Source organism: Myxococcus llanfairpwllgwyngyllgogerychwyrndrobwllllantysiliogogogochensis (assembly GCF_006636215.1).
Lineage (GTDB): Bacteria > Myxococcota > Myxococcia > Myxococcales > Myxococcaceae > Myxococcus > Myxococcus llanfairpwllgwyngyllgogerychwyrndrobwllllantysiliogogogochensis.
Window position 1 is genome coordinate 1 of sequence record NZ_VIFM01000249.1, and the last position, 16,047, is coordinate 16,047.

Sequence of the window (16,047 nt, forward strand, 5' to 3'; positions counted from 1 at the left end):
CCGCCCACCCTCCCCCCAAGGTGTGCGCGGACGTGTCCGTGGCATACGACATGCTCTAGGGACCTGGGTCTGCCTTGAACGAAACCGAGGTCCCTCACATGAGCGCCATCTCGCGACTGTTGTTACCCAGTTTCTGTCTCTGTCTCCTCGCCGCATGCGGGCCGCTGGCCCCCGAGGACGCGACGCCTCCCCTGGAGTCCCAGGCCTTCTCCGCTGGAAACGACGACTCCCATTCCCAGGGCACGCAGCTCCACGGTTCGCACATCCCCTCCGCCGCCTACACGGGAGCGTCCGTGCTGCACGACGGCGTCCGCCGCGCGGCGACGCTGCGCATCTACAAGGGTGAGCTGGTCGCCCGAATCAACCTGTCGGTGACGGGCCCCACGCCCAGCCTCACCCCGTGCCTCCTGCGTGGAACGGGGCCCGAGCGAACCTGTGGCTTCTCCGTGGAGGGCCAGGGCACCTGCTCACCGAACACGCTGGTCACCCTCTCCAGCGGCGAATGCTCGGGAGCACCGGGGAGCTGCACGGGCCGCCCCATCCTGCGCGTCTGCTCGGGAGAGAGCCCCTGCGAGTTCGAGCGCACGGGTTACCTGGGCTCGGGCGTGGGGACGGCGGGGCCCGACCTTCAGTGCAGCACGTCCAGCTGTCCCGCCGTGAAGTTCACCTGCCCCAAGAGCGGCATCTTCACCGTGTTGACGGGCCCCTATACGACGACGCAGAGCGCGAGCGTGACGCTGCGCTCCACCGCCGGCCGCTTCCCGGTGACGGTGAAGGACCTGCGGGGTGAGCAGCTCATCGGCGCGCGGATGCTGAGCTCGTCGCCGTCCGGCTACGGCACCGTCCTGGAAGTCAAGGACGCGACCAACGCGGCCAACGTCACCATCCCCGAGTCCCCCGGCATCTGGGACGCCACCGGCGACACCTTCCTCTATCGCCTGCAGATAAGGCCCACCAGCGGGTCGCCCATCGACCTGTGCCAGACGGGCGCGGACCCCGCCGTGGGCTGGGCGTGGACGCTTCCCCTGGAGGGCCTCTTCTCGAAGGCGGGTGAGCGCGAGGAGAGCACCCACGCCTTCACGCTCGCGTGCGACCCGGGCGTGCTCGCCAAGTGCTACCGCTGGGGCTACAAGCCGTGGCTGGATGGCGCGAACCCCGGCGCGGTGACGAGGACCCACTGGGCCTGCACCCGGATGGCCCGCGCCGACTACTGCGGGAGCGGCACGTCCTTCACCCAGGACGGCACCCTCATCCAGCCGTGGGACGCGCTGACGCCGAACATCATCGCCCCGCCCACGGAGGGCTCGGGCCCGTCGGGCATGCAGTTCGAGGCGGGTTGGGACACGGGCGGCCCGGCGTGTCTGAGCCACTGGCGATGGAAGCACCTGCAAGCCGGCTGCGTGACGCTCCAGCCGCCCATCGAGGACTCGAACGGCCACGTCATCAACGACTGCAGGGACCCGCACAACGTCGCGGGCGCATACAAGTGCTCGCCCATCTGCGACAACGCCGAGGAGGCAAAGCAGCTCTTCAAGAGCCTCGTCTTCAACAAATCCCTGGCCAACGAGCAGCTCGCCAATCCCCAGCCCTGAGCTAGCCTCCCGGGCCGCGAGGAGGACGCGGCATGATGACGGGAGCCATCTGGCTGACAGCGCTGCTGTCACTGGGGAGCGCGGAGATGAAGTGGGTGACCCAGGACAGCCACACCACCGTGCGCCTGCGAGGCGTCAGCGCCGTCGACGGACGCGTGGCCTGGGCCAGCGGAGACAAGGGGACCTTCGTCCGGACGACGGACGGAGGTCAGACGTGGAAGGCGGGCACCGTGCCCGGCGCGGAGACGCTCGACTTCCGGGACGTGGATGCCTTCAGCGACACCACCGCGTACCTGCTCTCCATCGGCGAGGGTGACAAGTCCCGCATCTACAAGACGGTGGACGGCGGCGAGCACTGGACGCTCCAGTTCACCAACCCGACGCCGGGCGCGTTCTTCGACGGCATGGCGTTCTGGGATGAGAAGCATGGCCTCGCTTTCAGCGACCCGGTGGAGGGCCACTTCCTCGTGGTCGCGACCTCGGACGGCGGAGCCACCTGGACGCCCCTGCCCGCCCAGGCGTTTCCTCCGGCGCTCCCCGGCGAGGCGGGCTTCGCGGCCAGCGGCACCAGCATCGCCGTGCGAGCACCGAAGCAGGCGTGGTTCGGCCTGGGGGGCGCGGCGGCGCGCGTGCTCCGCACATCGGACGGAGGCAAGTCGTGGAGTGTCGCGACCACGCCCCTGGCCACGGGAGAGGGCGGCGGCGTGTTCTCGCTCGTCTTCTGGAGCGAGCGCGACGGCATCGCCGTGGGCGGCAACCACAAGCTCCCCACGGACGCCAAGGGCAACCTGGCCCTCACGCGAGACGGCGGCAAGACGTGGAGCGTGCCCGGGGGAGCAAGGCCCGCGGGCTACCGCTCCTGCGTCGCGCAGGTCCACGGCGCGCCAGGGCCCACGCTCGTCACCGTCGGGCCCTCTGGCTCGGAGATGTCCGCGGATGGCGCGCGGAGCTGGCAGTCGCTGGGGTCCACGGGCTTCCATGCCGTGTCCGCGTCGCTCACCGGCAAGCGCGTGTGGGCCGTCGGAGACGCGGGAATCATCGCGATGCTCCAGCGCGTGCGTGCGCCGCTGCCTACTCCTTCAGCACCTTCACCCAGTCGTCCTCGTCGCTGAACAGGCGCGCGCCCAGTCGGACGACGGTGTCCGAGTGGGCCACCGCCGCCGCGCCGCCCACCCAGACGGGCACGCCGTCCGGCAGCGCCCGGATGAGCTGGGAGAGCGTGTCGCGGAACACCTCCACGCCGTGATTGGTGATGGCGGACAGCCCCACCATCTCCGGCTTCAGCGACGCCACTGCCCGCCCCAAATCCAGCGCGGGCACCCGCTGTCCCAGCAGCGTCACCCGGAAGCCCGCGTGGCGCAGGCGCAGCGCCACGCCCAGGAGCCCCAGCTCGTGCTCCTCGTCCGGGAAGCACGCCAGCACCGCGTGGCGCCGCCCGCTGTCCGGCGCTCCGTGCAGCAGGCTCACCAGCCGGGCGCGCACCACCTGCGTCACCAGGTGCTCCTGCGCCACGGACAGCTCGCCCGTGTGCCAGCGCTCGCCCACCTCACGCTGGAGCGGCGCCAGCACGCCCTCGAACGCCTTGAGCGGGGGCAGCGCGGACAGCACCTCGTCCACCACCGCCGACACGCCGCCCTGGTCATACGCCTCCGCGGCGAGCAGCGCGGCGTCACGCCAGAACTCCAGGCCCGTGCTGGAGCCCTGGACGTCTTCGGTGGCGGTGGGCGCGGCGTCCAGCTCCTCGAGCAGTTGAGGCAGCAGCTTCGCCGCCTCGCTGATGGCCACGCCCTCGTCCGTCAGCTTCTTCAGCCGCTTGAGCAGCGCGACGTCCCGCTCGGTGTAGACGCGGTAGCCCGCGGGCGTGCGCAAGGGCTGGAGCACGCCATACCGCCGTTCCCAGGCCCGGATGAGCTCCACCCGAACCCCTGACAGCTCCGCGGCGACGTGGATTCGGTAGGTGCGCTCGGCCATGGGCGATACGGGTCAGGGGCGACTTTGCGCGGTTCGCACCTGGCTCCAGAGGGCAATCAGCTCCTGCGAGGACTCCGCGTACTGCGCACCCAGCGTGAAGGTGGTTTTCAGGTGCTCGCGCGCGCCGGGCCCTCCTACCACGACCGGAGAGGGGGCGCAGGCTCGCAGCGCATCCGACAACAGCGTCGCGAATTCGTCCGTTTCGCGCCGCTGCACGAAGGACAGCGCCACCATGTCCGGGTGGAGCTGCTCGCACGCGGCACGCAGCGCGTCAGCCGGGGTATCCGCCCCCAGCATCGTCACCCGCCACCCCTTGCGCTTGAGCTGCACCCCCAGGCCCAGCAGGCCCCCTTCATGGAAGTCCCCCGCCAGGCACGCCAGCAGCGCGCGGGGCCCGTTCGCCGTGCTCTCCAGGCTCGACAGCACCTGCCGCAGCCGCTGGCGGACGTACCCGGACGCCAGGTGCTCGCGGGCGACATCCAGCCGCGCGCTCATCTCCCGCAGGAGCGGCATCAGGAAGCCGTCGCAGTAGGTGTCCACGTCCATCGCCTCCTGCGCCTCGTCCAGCACGCGCGAGACCTCGTCCCCGTCCAGCAGCATGACGGCGGCCCAGAAGCGCTCCTGGTGCCGCTCCGCACGGGGCATCGTCTTCACGGGGGAGGCGACCACCTGGGCAATGGCCTCGCTCACCGCCAGACCGTCCAGTTCGATGAGGCGCGCCACGCGGCGGATGGCCTCCACTTCCTCGCGCGAGTACACGCGGTAGTTGTTGCCCTCCGAGCGCATCGGACGCGGGAAGCCGTAGCGCCGCTCCCATGCGCGCAGCGTCGCTTCGCGGATGCCCGTCAGCCGGGCGATGGTGCGGATGCGCAACATCATGGCCCCACTCCCCGGGCCGCATCCCACTTCTCCGCCACGCCCCGCGCGCCCGACACCTTGCGCGTGAAGCCCTCCAGCGTCGTCACCGCCGCCAGCTTTCGCACCACCGACTCCAGGCCCTGCTGGAAGACAGCCAGCGAGCCGGGCGGATGCGGCGTGCCCACCTCCAGCAGCACGTCCGGGCGCTCGTGTTCGAAGAAGGCGTAGCGCACGCCAATGGGCACGCACTCCACCTTGGCCACGCGCGCCAGCAACTCCACGCCGCGCTCCAGCCGCAGCGGCAGCTCGCCAAAGGGACGGTGCTCGCCTTCGGGAAAAACATACAGCGCCGCGCGCGGACGCTTCAGGAGGTCCTTCGCGTAGCGCAGCGACTCCACCGACGACACCGCGTCCTTGCGGCGGATGCTGAACGCGCCGATGCGCGCCAGGAAGGGGTAGCGGCGCAGGTTCTCTTCGTCCATCAGGCAATAGGCGTCCCATCCCGCCACCCGGGAGAGCTGGTGCAGCATGAAGCCGTCCCACCAGTTGGCGTGGTTCAGGTACACCAGCCTCCCCGGGCCGGCGGCGGGCAGCTCACCGCGCACCCACATGCCCCGGAACGCCGAGCGGAACTTCCACCCGATGTACGCGTCCAGCGCCCACCCGAAGGGGCCTCCCTTGGCGGCGGGAATCACGACGCCCCGGCCTCCTTCTTCGTCAAGAGCTCCACCAGCCCCGTGAAGAGGGCCAGGCCCAGCGACACGAGCACGCTGGTCAGCAGGAAGAACAGCACTTCCTCCAGGGGAACGAGCCCCACGTAGATGCCCAGGTGCAGGCCCTCGCCGAAGTTCCAGATGCCCGTGGAGATGGCCAGGTGGTCCGCCACCGCCAGATAGATGCCGATGATGAACGCGGGCGGCAGCACCGCGCGCAGCACCGCGCCGGAGCGTTCCTTGTAGTGGCGCACCAGCACCACCGTCTGGAACACGATGAGCGGCAGCGTCCAGCCAACCAGGTGGATGAGGTAGGCCCAGCGAGAATCCATCATGAGGACACCTCGCTCGGGGACAGGGCTCGCTCGGAGGAGACCGTGGACTCCGCAGCCGACGCCGGTGTCGTCACGGGCCGAGCCAGCGCGCGGGCGAGCCGGGCCCGGGCCCACAGTCCCACCAGCAGCGTCTGGAGGCCGAAGAACAGGTACTCCTCCAGTGGCAGGTAGCCCAGCTTGATGCCCCAGATGCGGGTCTCATCGAAGCCCCACAGGCCCCACTTCACCGCCAGGTTGTCCCAGGGGGACGTCGCCGCGTAGACGACCACGAGCAGCAGGCCCATGGGCGCCAGGCTTCGGGCCGTGAAGGTGCGGCGGTAGCGCCACAGCAGGAAGAAGATGGGCAGTACGACGAACAGCCCGAGGAAACGCGCGTAGGTCATCCAGGTCCTCCCGTCAGCTCCGGCGACACCCGGACCATGCGGCCTCCCGGCAGCAGCGCGTACGTGCGCCCCCGCCAGGTCACCATCCCCTGGCGACCCAGGGAGATGACGAAGGCCGTCAGCAACAACATCTCACCCAGGAGCCAGTCCGTCAGCGCATGTCCCAGGCTCGCGTCGCGAACACCCGCCGCGCGAGGCGCACCGAGCACCGCGAGTCGGAGCGCCAGCAGCGCGCGCACACCCACGAGCGACACCACCGCGAGCGACAGCACGGGCGAGCCCAGAAGCGCCGCCAGCAACACCAGTGGCACGGTGGGAGTGAACAGCAGCGGCACCGTGGGGTACAGCGCGGGGCGGTGACTGGCCAGCACGCGCATCCAGCGGGTGAAGCGGGACAGTGGGACTTCCCAAGCGCCGATGTCGCCCAGGGGAACCACCGCGGGCGCGTCGCTCAGCGCGACGTCCAGGCCGCGTGCGTGAAGGCGCTTCGACAGCTCCAGGTCCTCGCCGATGTGGTCGGCCAGGGACTTGAGCGATTCCATGGCTTCGGGGGACAGGCCCAGGGCCTTGCCACACACGGCCTTCGCGCCCGCGCTCATCGCGTGCAGCGCGAGGAAGCTGTGGTGCGTGTAGCGCAGCAATCCGGCCATGGCGCGGCCGGCTCCGTCACGCACGTCCACGGGTGTGGGGGCGGCGGTGCTCAGCGCGGCACCTCGGACCAGAGGAGACACGAGTCCCTCCACCAGCGTGCCGGTCACCGCGACATCGGCATCGATGGAGAGGACCACGCGGCCCTCGGTGGGGAGCGTCTCCAACGCATAGAGAAGATGGCCCACCTTGCGGTTGGGGGTGAGCGGGTCGCTCGGTAGCCAGCGCACGCCGGGCGCGAGCCGAGGCCGATAGGGGGACACAACCACCTGCTCCAGAGCGCCTGCGTACTCGATGGGCAGCGCCAGGTTCTCCAGCTCTCGAGGCGTAGGCGCATCGACCGGGCGCAGGAGCAGCACCGAAGGAGGAGTGCGCGGGGACTCGACAGGCACCTCCTGGCTCCGAAGCGTGAGCGCCTCTTCAGGACGAAGGAGACTCTGTGCTGGTTGAGACCGCACGGACTCGACGGGCAGGTCCTGGCTCCGGGGCGCGAGCGCCTCTTCAGGACGAAGGTGACTCTGTGCTGACTGAGACCGCAGGTCTTCAGTGGGCGACTCCTCCTTCCGAGGCGCGAGCGCATCCTCTGGACGAAGGAGACTCTGCGTTGACTGAGGCCACAGTGCGTCGGTGGGGGATTCCTCGCCCCGAGGCGCGAGCGCTTCTTCAAGACGAAGGTGATGCTGCGCAAGCTGAGGGCGCAGGTCCTCGGTGGGCGGTTCCTCATCCCGAGGCGCGAGCACGTCCTCTGAATGCAGGCGACTCCCCGCGGGCTGAGCACACAGGACCGCTGCGGACTGCTCCGTGCTCCGAAGCGTGGACGTCTCCATCGAACCGCGGAGCCCCTGCGCTGACCGTACCCCCGTGAACGAGCCGCCTCGGCGCACGCGCAGCAGACGCGCAAGCGCGACTCCGCTGAAGCCCGTCGCGAGCACGGCCCAGCCCAGACACAGGAGGACAGGCGCGTTCATGCCGCCGTCCCCAGCCGCGTACGGAAGTGCGCCATCCAGCGGATGAAGGGCGAGTGGAAGCGGCGGAAGTCCGCCACCTCACCCATGCAGTCCAGCGCGCCCTTGCGAGCCTCCAGTCGCGCATAGAACGGCGAGGACTCCAGAAGCCGTGCCTCACCCACCTCCACATTGCCCGTCTGCAAACGCGTGGGCACGCGCAGGCCCCAGCCCGTGATGACGGTGGGACGCGTCTGCGGCCCCGGCCCCCGCTCACAACGCACGCTCTGCTCGCACGCCGTCATCCGCAGCGGCGCCACACCATCCGGCAGGTGGTAGTCCACCACCGTCGTCGCATCCCCGCGATGCGTGCGCGCCCAGTGCCAGCCCGCGAGCCGCTCGCCCAGCAACTCCTCGCCGTGGTTCGTGTCGTGGTAGCCCAGCCCCTCCGCCTTCACGCCGAGCGACGACACCTCCAGTCGCGCACGCGCTCGAGGCGCCAGGGCCTGCCAGTAGTGCGGAAGCTCCGGCATCAACCGCACCACCTCGCCCACCGGCGTCAGCGGCTCCAGGGTGAGGCGCGCACTCACGGGCCGACCCCAGGGCGCCGTCCAGTCCTCCACATCCATGCGCACCGTTCCGCCCTCTCCATACGTCAGCGTCGAGCGTCCAATCCGCAACCGCCCCGCCGACTCCACCTCCGCGCGAGAGTACTCGCTCAACACCCACAGGCGGCGCACACCCTCGTGGTACAGCGCGAAGTTCACCGCGCTGTGCTCCATCGGCCGGCCGCCCCGTCGCGCCGCCACCGAATAACGCGGGGAGAACAACGAGCCCAGCATGAAGATACACACCGCGCTGTAGGGCCCCGCCGTCACGTCCGCGTAGAACCAGCGATAGGCACCCGCCTCGATGGGCAGCGTGGGTATGTCTCGCAAGGTGTTCATTCGCCCCTCCGCAGGTGCACGGAGGCCATCTCCGCGGCGAAACGGCCGGACAGCATCACCAGGGGCACGCCTCCACCCGGGTGCGTGCCTCCTCCCGCGAAGAACAGGCCCGGCGTGTTGCCCCGGATGCGCGGACGACGAAACGGCCCCAGCTTGCCGTGCGGCAGGAAGCCGTAGATGGAGCCACCCGGCGCCCCCTGCGCGGCCAGGTCCACCGGCGAGCGCTGGCCGATGACTCGCACGCGACCCTTCAGCTCCGGGAAGTGCGCGACGAGCTTCTCGAACATCTGCGCCTTCACCTGCTCGGCCTGAAGCTCCCAGGCACGCGTCGCGACGTCCGCCTCCGCGGCATCCACGGGCAAGGGCGGCGCGTTCACCATGACGAACAGGCCCGTGCGCCCCGGAGGCGCCATGGTGGCATCCGTGGCGGACGGGTTGCAGAAGTACACCGTCGGGTCCGACGCGAGCTGCCCGCTGAACAGCTCGTCGAACTCGCGCCGGTAGTCCCTCCCGAAGAGCACCGCGTGATGTGGCAGCGCGGGGCGCCCCTCCACCTCCAGCAACAACACGAAGCCGGAGAGCGCCAACGGCTCCTCTCCACGACTCAGGGACTCCATCGGGTCCGCGTTCACCACCACGCTGTCGAAGCACGCGGCGTCCTCACCAGGGCCCACGCGGTAGCCATCGCGCGTGTGCGCGAAGCGGGCGCGCGTCTGGAGATGCACCGTGACGCCGAGCCTGCGCACCGCCTGTCCCAACGCGTTCACCAGCGCGCCCACGCCGCCCCGCGCATGGTGGACGCCGTACGCGCGCTCGATGTGCGGAATCAGCGCGAAGGCCGCGCTCGCCTCGTAGGGAGACGCGCCCGCGTAGGTGGCGAAGCGACCCACGTACTGCTGGAGGTGGTCGGTGCGCAGGTGCTTCACCGCCAGCCCGTGCAGGGACGACAGCTGCATGCCCGCCATCACCGCGCCAATCCCCCGGCGAGCCACCCGCCCCATGAACCCGGCCATGCCCTCGAAGGGCGCCTCCAGGTACGGCTCACCCGCCGCGCCCCAGATGGCGGCGGCCTCCGCGTAGAAGCCGCGGATGCCCCTGCGCTCCACCGGCTTCACGTCGGCGGCGCTGTCCGCGGTGCGGTCCAAATCCTTGTACGCGGTGAAGGCGCACCCATCCCCGAAGCGGTAGGAGCACTGCGGCTCCAGTTCAGTGAGGGGTGGCATCAGGTCGAGCGCGCCCAGTTGCTCGAACGTCCCACGCACCAGGTCCGGCAACGTCAGCAGCGTGGGACCTGTGTCCAGCGTCACGCCGTCCACGGTGACGGCCTGCGCCTTGCCACCCAGCGAGGCCCCGCCCTCGAAGAGCGTCACCGCGTGGCCTTCCTTCGCCAGCAGCCCCGCGGCGGTGAGGCCCCCAATGCCTCCGCCGACCACCGCGACACGCGTCGTGCTCATGGCCCCCGCCTTCGCCACGCCACCTCGGTGTCATGGAGGACGCTCGCGCACTCGCGCTCAAGCGACCTCGAGCCGGCCTTCGCACACGCATCACCCATGGCGTTGTCCCCCCACTTCGCTCGGCAGCAGTGGCACTCGCGGCTCGCCCGGAAGCGAGGGCAACACGGACTTGGGTCGGAGGAAGGCCGCGGCGGCCAGCGACAGCTTGCGGCGCGTCGTCACATACGCCCGCGCGCTGAACACGTCGTAGTCGCGCGCCTCGATGTCACGGAGGATGTCGCCGTAGATGGCGCCCATCAGCCGCACCATCCGCTGACTGCCAAAGCCCGTGAGCGACGGCACGCCCTGCGCCGCGCGCGCGTAGTACGTCCGCGCGCGCTCCACCTGGAAGCGCATGAAGTCACGCCACCGCGCGTCCACCTTCCCCTGCCGCAAGTCGTCCTCCGACAACCCGAAGGACGCCAGCTCCTGGGAGGGCAGATACACCCGCCCCCGCTCCAGGTCCTCGCGCACGTCGCGCAGGATGTTGGTGAGCTGCATGCCCCGGCCCAGGTCCGCCGCCGGCTGCAGCGCGCCCTCGTCCGAGCACCCCAGCACCGGCGTCAGCATCAGCCCCACCACGCCCGCCACGCGGTAGCAGTAGAGGTCCAATTCCTCCCAGGTGTCGTAGCGGTGCTTCGTCAGGTCCATCTCCATGCCGGAGATGAGGTCCTGGAAGGGCTGCTCCGGAATCCGGTAGTGGCGCACCGTATGCGCCAGCGCGGCGAACTCTCCCGCGTCCCACGGCGAGCGCGCCGCCACGCCCTCCAACCGCCCACCCGGCGGCCCCAGCTCCCGCGACGCCAGCTCCGGCATGGGCACATACAGCTCCGCCACCATGCGCCGCGCCCGCCCCAGTCGCACGGACAACTCCTCCATCCCGGAGCCGGCCTCATCCACCAGGTCATCCAGCCGTCGGCAGAACGCATACAGCGCGAACGCCGCTTTCCGACGCTGGCCGAACAACAGATAGGAGGCGAAGAAGAAGCTCTTGGCGTGGTGACGCGTCACCCGCCGGGCCAGCCAGTACCCCCGGCGCACCAGCGCCCTTTCGTCGGACACGCTCATGCCGCCTCCGCCACCTTCACCGGGGCCGCGCGCGGCGCCAGCTTCACGCCCTGCTGTCGCGCCCAGTCTCCCAGTCGCTCGGCGACGAGCCGCGCGGAGATGAGCACCGTGGGCAGCCCCGTGCCCGGCTGCGTGGAGGCCCCGACGAAGAAGAGGTTCTTCACCTTCGCGTCCTGGTTGGCCGGACGGAACGGACCAATCTGGAGGAAGTTCTGCGCCAGGCCGAAGGCACTGCCTCGCGCCAGGTTGAAGGTCCCCGCCCAGTCGTCCGGCGTGAAGGCGCGCTCCACCTCGATGTCCGACTCCAGGCGCGGGAAGCCCAGCTCCGCCAGGCGCGCGAAGACCTTGGCGCGCAGCGCCGGCCCCTCCGTCTTCCAGTCCAGCGACGGGTGCTGGTGCGGCACGGGCACCAGCACGTAGAGCGAGTCCTTGCCCTCGGGCGCCAGCGACGCGTCCGTGCGCGTGGGCGCATTCACGTAGAAGCTCGGGTCCTCCGGCACGCGGAAGCGCTTGAAGATGTCCTCGAACGAGCCCCGGTAGTCGCGGCCGAAGATGACATTGTGATGCAACAGCCCCGGGATTTTCCGGCGCATGCCCAGGTAGAGCATGTAGCCGCTGGAGGTGTAGCGCAGCGACTCGCGGCGCTTGAGCGTGGTGGCCTGGGGGTCCAGCAGCTTCTCGTACGCGTAGGGCAGGTCCGCGTTGCACAGCACCGCATCCGCCTCCAGCACCTCGCCGCCCTCCAGTCGGACTCCGGTGGTGCGGCCCTGCTCCGTGAGGATGCGCTCCACCGGCGTGCCGTAATGGAAGCGCACGCCCTCCTCGATGGCCACCCGCTCCAGCGCCTGCGGAATGGCGTACAGCCCGCCCTTGGGAAACCAGATGCCCACGCCCAGCTCGGTGAAGGGCAGCAGGCCGTAGACGGCGGGCGACTCGAAGGGCGACACGCCCAGGTACATCGTCTGGAACGTCATCGCCGCGCGCAGCCGGTCATCGCGGAAGAAACGGCTGACGTCCGGGTACATGCGCCGGTGGGCACGCACCTGGAAGATGCGGGCCAGCACGCGCGGGGACAGGTAGTCGGTGATGCCCGCGTAGTTGCGGCCCACCAGATGGTCCAGGCTGGTGCGGTACTGGACACGCCCCTGCGCCAGGAAGGCGAGGTAGCGCGCGTAGCTGCCGGGCTCCACCCGCTCCAGCTCGCGCCCCATGGCGCACAGCTCGGAGGTGAACGTCACGTCCGAGCCATCCCGGAAGTGCACCCGGTAGTTCGGGTCGCACTTGAGCAACGTCAGGTAGTCCTCGATTCGGCGGCCGAGCGCGCGGAAGGTCTCCTCGAACACCTCCGGCATCAGCACGATGGTGGGACCGATGTCCCAGGAGAAGCCATCCACCCGCAGCCGGTTGCAGCGACCTCCGGGTCCCACCGTCTTCTCGACGACCTGGACGTCGAAGCCCTGGTGCGCCAGTCGCGCCGCGGCGGCCAGACCTCCAACACCGGCGCCCACCACCACCACACGTCTGCCTTGTGTCCGCGGGCTCATGTGTTCCTCAGGCCGCGCGATGCGCGAGCCGCGCGATGAGGGCGTCCATCAAATCCCTCACGCCGTTGGGGTTGGGCAACGACTGGAGGGTGCGGCGAGCCGCGCGAGAGGCGCGCTCCACCATCCGCTCGCACGCGGCACGGCCGCCATGCGCCTCCACCAAGGCGCGAGCACGCGCCAGGGCCACCGTGTCCTTCTCACACTCCGGCAGGGCCCAGAGCGCCTCCAGCTCCTCACGTCCCTCGGGCGTGGCGCGCGCGAAGGCCGCGAGCACCGGGAAGGTCCGCTTGCCTTGGGTGAAGTCGCCATCCGACGACTTGCCCGCCACGCTGGAGTCACCGAAGAGGCCGATGAGGTCATCGCGGAGCTGATAGGCGAGCCCCACCTGGCGGCCCACGCGCTCCAACCCCTCCAGCAGCGCGGGGCTCGCGCCGCCCAGCATCGCGCCACACACCAGCGGCGCGCAGAAGCCGTAGCGCGCCGTCTTGAGATAGGCCACGCGCAGCACCTGGAACAGCGACACCTCCGACAGCGGCGCGCGCTCCAGCGACAGGTCCAGGTACTGGCCCGCCGCCGTGTGCCGGCACACCGACAGGTAGTAGCGGACGACCTTCGCCACGCCCGGCAGCTCCGACTCCAGCATCGCCTCCAGCGCTCGCGCGAAGAGGTGGTCGCCCACCACCACCGCCAGGTCCTCGCCCGTCCGGCCCGGCGCCAGCAGGTGGTGCAACGCCGCGCTCCCGCGCCGCAGCACCGCGCGGTCCGCCACGTCGTCATGAATCAGGAGGAAGGTGTGGAGCAGCTCCAGCCCCGCGGCGAAGCGCCACAGCTCCGAGGGCACCACCGGCGTGCCCTTCGCCAGACAGTGCCCCGCCATCACCAGCGCCGGCCGCACCCGCTTCGCGGGCCGCAGCGCGTACAGCCGCGCCTCCTCCAGCGCCCGCGTCCACCGCGCGTCCAGGCCCGCCTCGTCCGGCAGCTCGAACAGCTCCGACAGCGACGCCTCCACCTCCGCGTGCACCAGCCCCAGCCACGCCTGCTCCAGGGGGACCTCGCCCGGCAACGGCTGCGCAGCGGGACGCGGGAGTGCCATGGGGTGATCCTCCAGATTCAGGACGTTCCTGCCCCCCAGACGTAGCGTTTGCGTCGAGGGCTTGTCAAGGCTATGTACAGGGTTTGTAAGAACCTTGTCCACCGGGGGTCACCTCATGAGGATGTGGATCACAAGCACACTGGCGGCGGCCCTGCTCACGCAGGGCGCGTTGGCTTCCAGCCCAGCAGACGGCCCGCTCGACGCCACGTTACGGAGTTCCAGCGGAGATGAGGTCCGCCTCTCTCGTTGGCGCGGAAAACCGGTAATTCTGTTTTATGAGGACAAGGACTCCACGACGCTCAACGCGGGGATGAAGGAAGAGCTCTTCGCGCGCGGCAAGGAGCGGAATCTCTTGGGCTCCGCCTGGGTGGTGGCGGTGGCGAATCTGAGGAAGTTCGACTTCTTTCCCGCTCGGCAGATTGCGCTGTCCTACGTGCGGGACGAGGAGAAGAAGGTGGGCGTGCCCATCCTGGTGGATATGGACGGGACGCTGGGCGCGCCGCCCTGGGGCCTGCCAATGAAGACCTCCAACATCCTCCTCCTGGATGCCCAGGGCGCCCTGGTCTACCGGCATTCCGGGAAGATGAAACCGGAGGAGCAGGTGGCGTTCTTCTCCGCGCTCAGCCAGTTGGTGGGGGTGGACCTCAACACGCCCGCGGCCCCCAAGGCCCCGGAGGCCGCGCCATGAAGGTGGCCGTCACCGGCGCCACGGGCTTTCTCGGTCCGGGGCTTGTCCAGGGTTTGTTGAGCCAGGGCCATGGCGTGCATGTACTGACGCGGGACGTGGCCCGGGCGCTGGAGAAGCTGCCTCCGGGAGTGACGGGGGCGCCCTTCGACGGGCGGACGGCGCTGGCTCCGGAGGCGCTGGCGGGCGCGGACGCGGTCATCCATCTGGCCGGCGAGCCGGTGGCGCAGCGGTGGAGCCGGGACGCGAAGCAGCGCATCCATGACAGCCGGGTGCAGGGCACTCGCACGCTGGTGGAGGCGATGAAGGCGGCGGGCACGGTGAAGCGCTTCGTGTCCACGTCGGCCATTGGCTACTACGGAGGCGCGCGCGAAGCGGAGCCGCTGACGGAGCAAAGCCCGCCGGGGGACGACTTCCTGGCGCGCGTGTGTGTGGATTGGGAAGCGGAGGCATGGGGCGCGCGCGGGGCGGGTATCGGCACGGTGGTGGTGCGGATGGGCGTGGTGCTGCACCCGGACGGCGGCGCGCTGCACAAGATGCTGCCCCCCTTTCGCATGGGCGCGGGGGGACCGGTGGGCAGCGGCCGGCAGTACGTGAGCTGGATTCACCGCGAGGACGCCCAGGCGCTGCTGCGCTTCGCGCTGGAGCACGCGACCCTGGAAGACGGCCCGGTGAACGCGACGGCCCCGGAGCCCGTGACGAACGCGGCCTTCGCCCATGCGCTGGGACATGCGCTGGGCCGCCCTTCGGTGATGCACATCCCCGCGTTCGTGGTGAAGGCGGCCATGGGGGAGATGGCGAAGGTCGTCCTGGAGGGCCAGCGGGTGCTGCCCGAGCGCGCGCGGGAGTCGGGCTTCACCTTCCGCTTCCCGGAGCTGGAGGCCGCGCTGAAACACCTGCTCGCATGAACGCTTGTTCGTACCGAGGCGTCACCTGACGCCTTGCGCACATGTACCCGGTGTGTGTGTTTCAAGCATCCTCGAGCCGAAGGGGACGCGCGCGCAACTTCAGACATCGACTCCTGAGAATTCAGAAGACAACATGACTTGAGCCTTCCCACACCCCCCTTCAGGCTCGAGGAGTCGACAATGACTGTGGAACGAGTAGGCAGTGGTGGTTCGTCCGAAGCGGCACAACGCGCGGCGGAGGCAGCGGCTCGACGCGCGGCGGAAGAGGCGGCGCGCCGTGCGGCGGAAGCAGCGCGCCAGGCCGCCGAGGCCGCGCGTCAGGCCGCCGAGGCCGCGCGCCAGGCGCAGGAAGCCAAGAAGGACGAGTCGACGTTCGAGGCCGCGGGCGCGAAGAACACGCTGAACCTGGATGGAAAGGGCTCCGCGCCGGCGACCTCGCTGTTCACGGAGAACAGCCAGGACGGCAAGGTCAACTGCCTGGACAAGGCGGCGGACTTCGTCAGCAAGAGCTCGCCGGAGCTGCAGGGCCGCTCGGACCTGGTGTTCCTCAAGGACTCGCGCACGGGCGCCGAGGGCCAGGCGGGCCACGTCGTCGTGCGGCAGGGTGAGCGCGTGCTCGACCCGAGCAACGGCAAGAGCTACGAGGACATGAAGAGCTACCTCAAGGAGCAGCCGCACTACTCCGAGGCCGGCTCCATCCCGGGCACCACCGCCGCGAAGATTCTGGCCACCGAGGCAGGCTCCCCCGAGCGGGCCCAGGCGCTGAGCGACGGGAAGGTGTCGCCCGAACTGCAGAAGATGATGGTCGCCGACCCGACCATTCCCTCGCAGGCCCCCGACGCCGCCAACGCTCCCACCGGCTCCC

General features: G+C 70.2%; 15 protein-coding genes and 1 pseudogene. 5 read left to right on the top strand and 11 right to left on the bottom strand.

Annotation, left to right across the window (positions count from 1 at the left end):
• The first annotated feature begins 98 nt into the window (after positions 1 to 98).
• Both FJV41_RS38990 and FJV41_RS38995 read left to right on the top strand, forming a co-directional pair.
• Entirely contained in the window at positions 99 to 1,592 is a 1,494-nt protein-coding gene (locus FJV41_RS38990) for an ADYC domain-containing protein (protein WP_141647693.1), read from the top strand.
• Between the two features lie 32 nt (positions 1,593 to 1,624).
• A complete protein-coding gene (locus FJV41_RS38995; RefSeq protein ID WP_141647694.1) occupies positions 1,625 to 2,704 on the top strand; it encodes a WD40/YVTN/BNR-like repeat-containing protein in 1,080 nt (359 codons plus the stop codon).
• On the opposite strand, the gene FJV41_RS39000 is transcribed toward FJV41_RS38995, so the two are convergent.
• The 11 genes from FJV41_RS39000 to FJV41_RS39050 form a co-directional block, all read right to left on the bottom strand.
• Complete coding sequence (locus FJV41_RS39000; protein WP_141647695.1) at positions 2,664 to 3,563, bottom strand: MerR family transcriptional regulator; 900 nt, start codon at positions 3,561 to 3,563, stop codon at positions 2,664 to 2,666. The genes FJV41_RS38995 and FJV41_RS39000 overlap by 41 nt on opposite strands.
• A 12-nt stretch (positions 3,564 to 3,575) precedes the next feature.
• Positions 3,576 to 4,442 (bottom strand): MerR family transcriptional regulator, encoded by an 867-nt coding sequence (locus FJV41_RS39005; RefSeq protein WP_141647696.1) that lies wholly within the window; start codon positions 4,440 to 4,442, stop codon positions 3,576 to 3,578.
• Positions 4,439 to 5,116 (bottom strand): lysophospholipid acyltransferase family protein, encoded by a 678-nt coding sequence (locus FJV41_RS39010; protein WP_141647697.1) that lies wholly within the window; start codon positions 5,114 to 5,116, stop codon positions 4,439 to 4,441. Before FJV41_RS39010 ends, FJV41_RS39005 begins: the two co-directional genes overlap by 4 nt.
• Positions 5,113 to 5,469, bottom strand: a complete 357-nt coding sequence (locus FJV41_RS39015; protein ID WP_141647698.1) for a lycopene cyclase domain-containing protein — start codon at positions 5,467 to 5,469, stop codon at positions 5,113 to 5,115. The genes FJV41_RS39010 and FJV41_RS39015 overlap by 4 nt, the downstream gene beginning before the upstream one ends.
• Entirely contained in the window at positions 5,466 to 5,852 is a 387-nt protein-coding gene (locus FJV41_RS39020; protein ID WP_141647699.1) for a lycopene cyclase domain-containing protein, read from the bottom strand. The genes FJV41_RS39015 and FJV41_RS39020 overlap by 4 nt, the downstream gene beginning before the upstream one ends.
• Positions 5,849 to 6,892: a glycosyltransferase gene (locus tag FJV41_RS39025; RefSeq protein ID WP_246137696.1), complete on the bottom strand. Its 1,044-nt coding sequence runs from the start codon at positions 6,890 to 6,892 to the stop codon at positions 5,849 to 5,851. Before FJV41_RS39025 ends, FJV41_RS39020 begins: the two co-directional genes overlap by 4 nt.
• A gap of 572 nt (positions 6,893 to 7,464) precedes the next feature.
• Positions 7,465 to 8,391: a carotenoid 1,2-hydratase family protein gene (locus tag FJV41_RS39030; RefSeq protein WP_141647700.1), complete on the bottom strand. Its 927-nt coding sequence runs from the start codon at positions 8,389 to 8,391 to the stop codon at positions 7,465 to 7,467.
• Complete coding sequence (locus FJV41_RS39035; RefSeq protein WP_141647701.1) at positions 8,388 to 9,845, bottom strand: phytoene desaturase family protein; 1,458 nt, start codon at positions 9,843 to 9,845, stop codon at positions 8,388 to 8,390. Before FJV41_RS39035 ends, FJV41_RS39030 begins: the two co-directional genes overlap by 4 nt.
• 90 nt (positions 9,846 to 9,935) lie before the next feature.
• Positions 9,936 to 10,952, bottom strand: coding sequence for a phytoene/squalene synthase family protein (locus FJV41_RS39040; protein ID WP_141647702.1), 1,017 nt, complete (start codon positions 10,950 to 10,952; stop codon positions 9,936 to 9,938).
• Positions 10,949 to 12,496, bottom strand: a complete 1,548-nt coding sequence (locus FJV41_RS39045; RefSeq protein WP_141647703.1) for a phytoene desaturase family protein — start codon at positions 12,494 to 12,496, stop codon at positions 10,949 to 10,951. Before FJV41_RS39045 ends, FJV41_RS39040 begins: the two co-directional genes overlap by 4 nt.
• Positions 12,497 to 12,503: 7 nt before the next feature.
• Positions 12,504 to 13,589: a polyprenyl synthetase family protein gene (locus FJV41_RS39050; RefSeq protein WP_141647704.1), complete on the bottom strand. Its 1,086-nt coding sequence runs from the start codon at positions 13,587 to 13,589 to the stop codon at positions 12,504 to 12,506.
• A gap of 310 nt (positions 13,590 to 13,899) precedes the next feature.
• Here FJV41_RS39050 and FJV41_RS39055 point away from each other — a divergent pair, with 310 nt between their 5' ends.
• The 3 genes and pseudogenes from FJV41_RS39055 to FJV41_RS39065 all read left to right on the top strand — a co-directional run.
• Positions 13,900 to 14,277, top strand: coding sequence for a YtfJ family protein (locus FJV41_RS39055; RefSeq protein ID WP_246137697.1), 378 nt, complete (start codon positions 13,900 to 13,902; stop codon positions 14,275 to 14,277).
• Positions 14,274 to 15,182 (top strand): TIGR01777 family oxidoreductase, encoded by a 909-nt coding sequence (locus tag FJV41_RS39060; protein ID WP_141647706.1) that lies wholly within the window; start codon positions 14,274 to 14,276, stop codon positions 15,180 to 15,182. The genes FJV41_RS39055 and FJV41_RS39060 overlap by 4 nt, the downstream gene beginning before the upstream one ends.
• Before the next feature lie 180 nt (positions 15,183 to 15,362).
• A pseudogene (locus FJV41_RS39065) lies at positions 15,363 to 16,047 on the top strand (hypothetical protein); the annotation flags it as partial.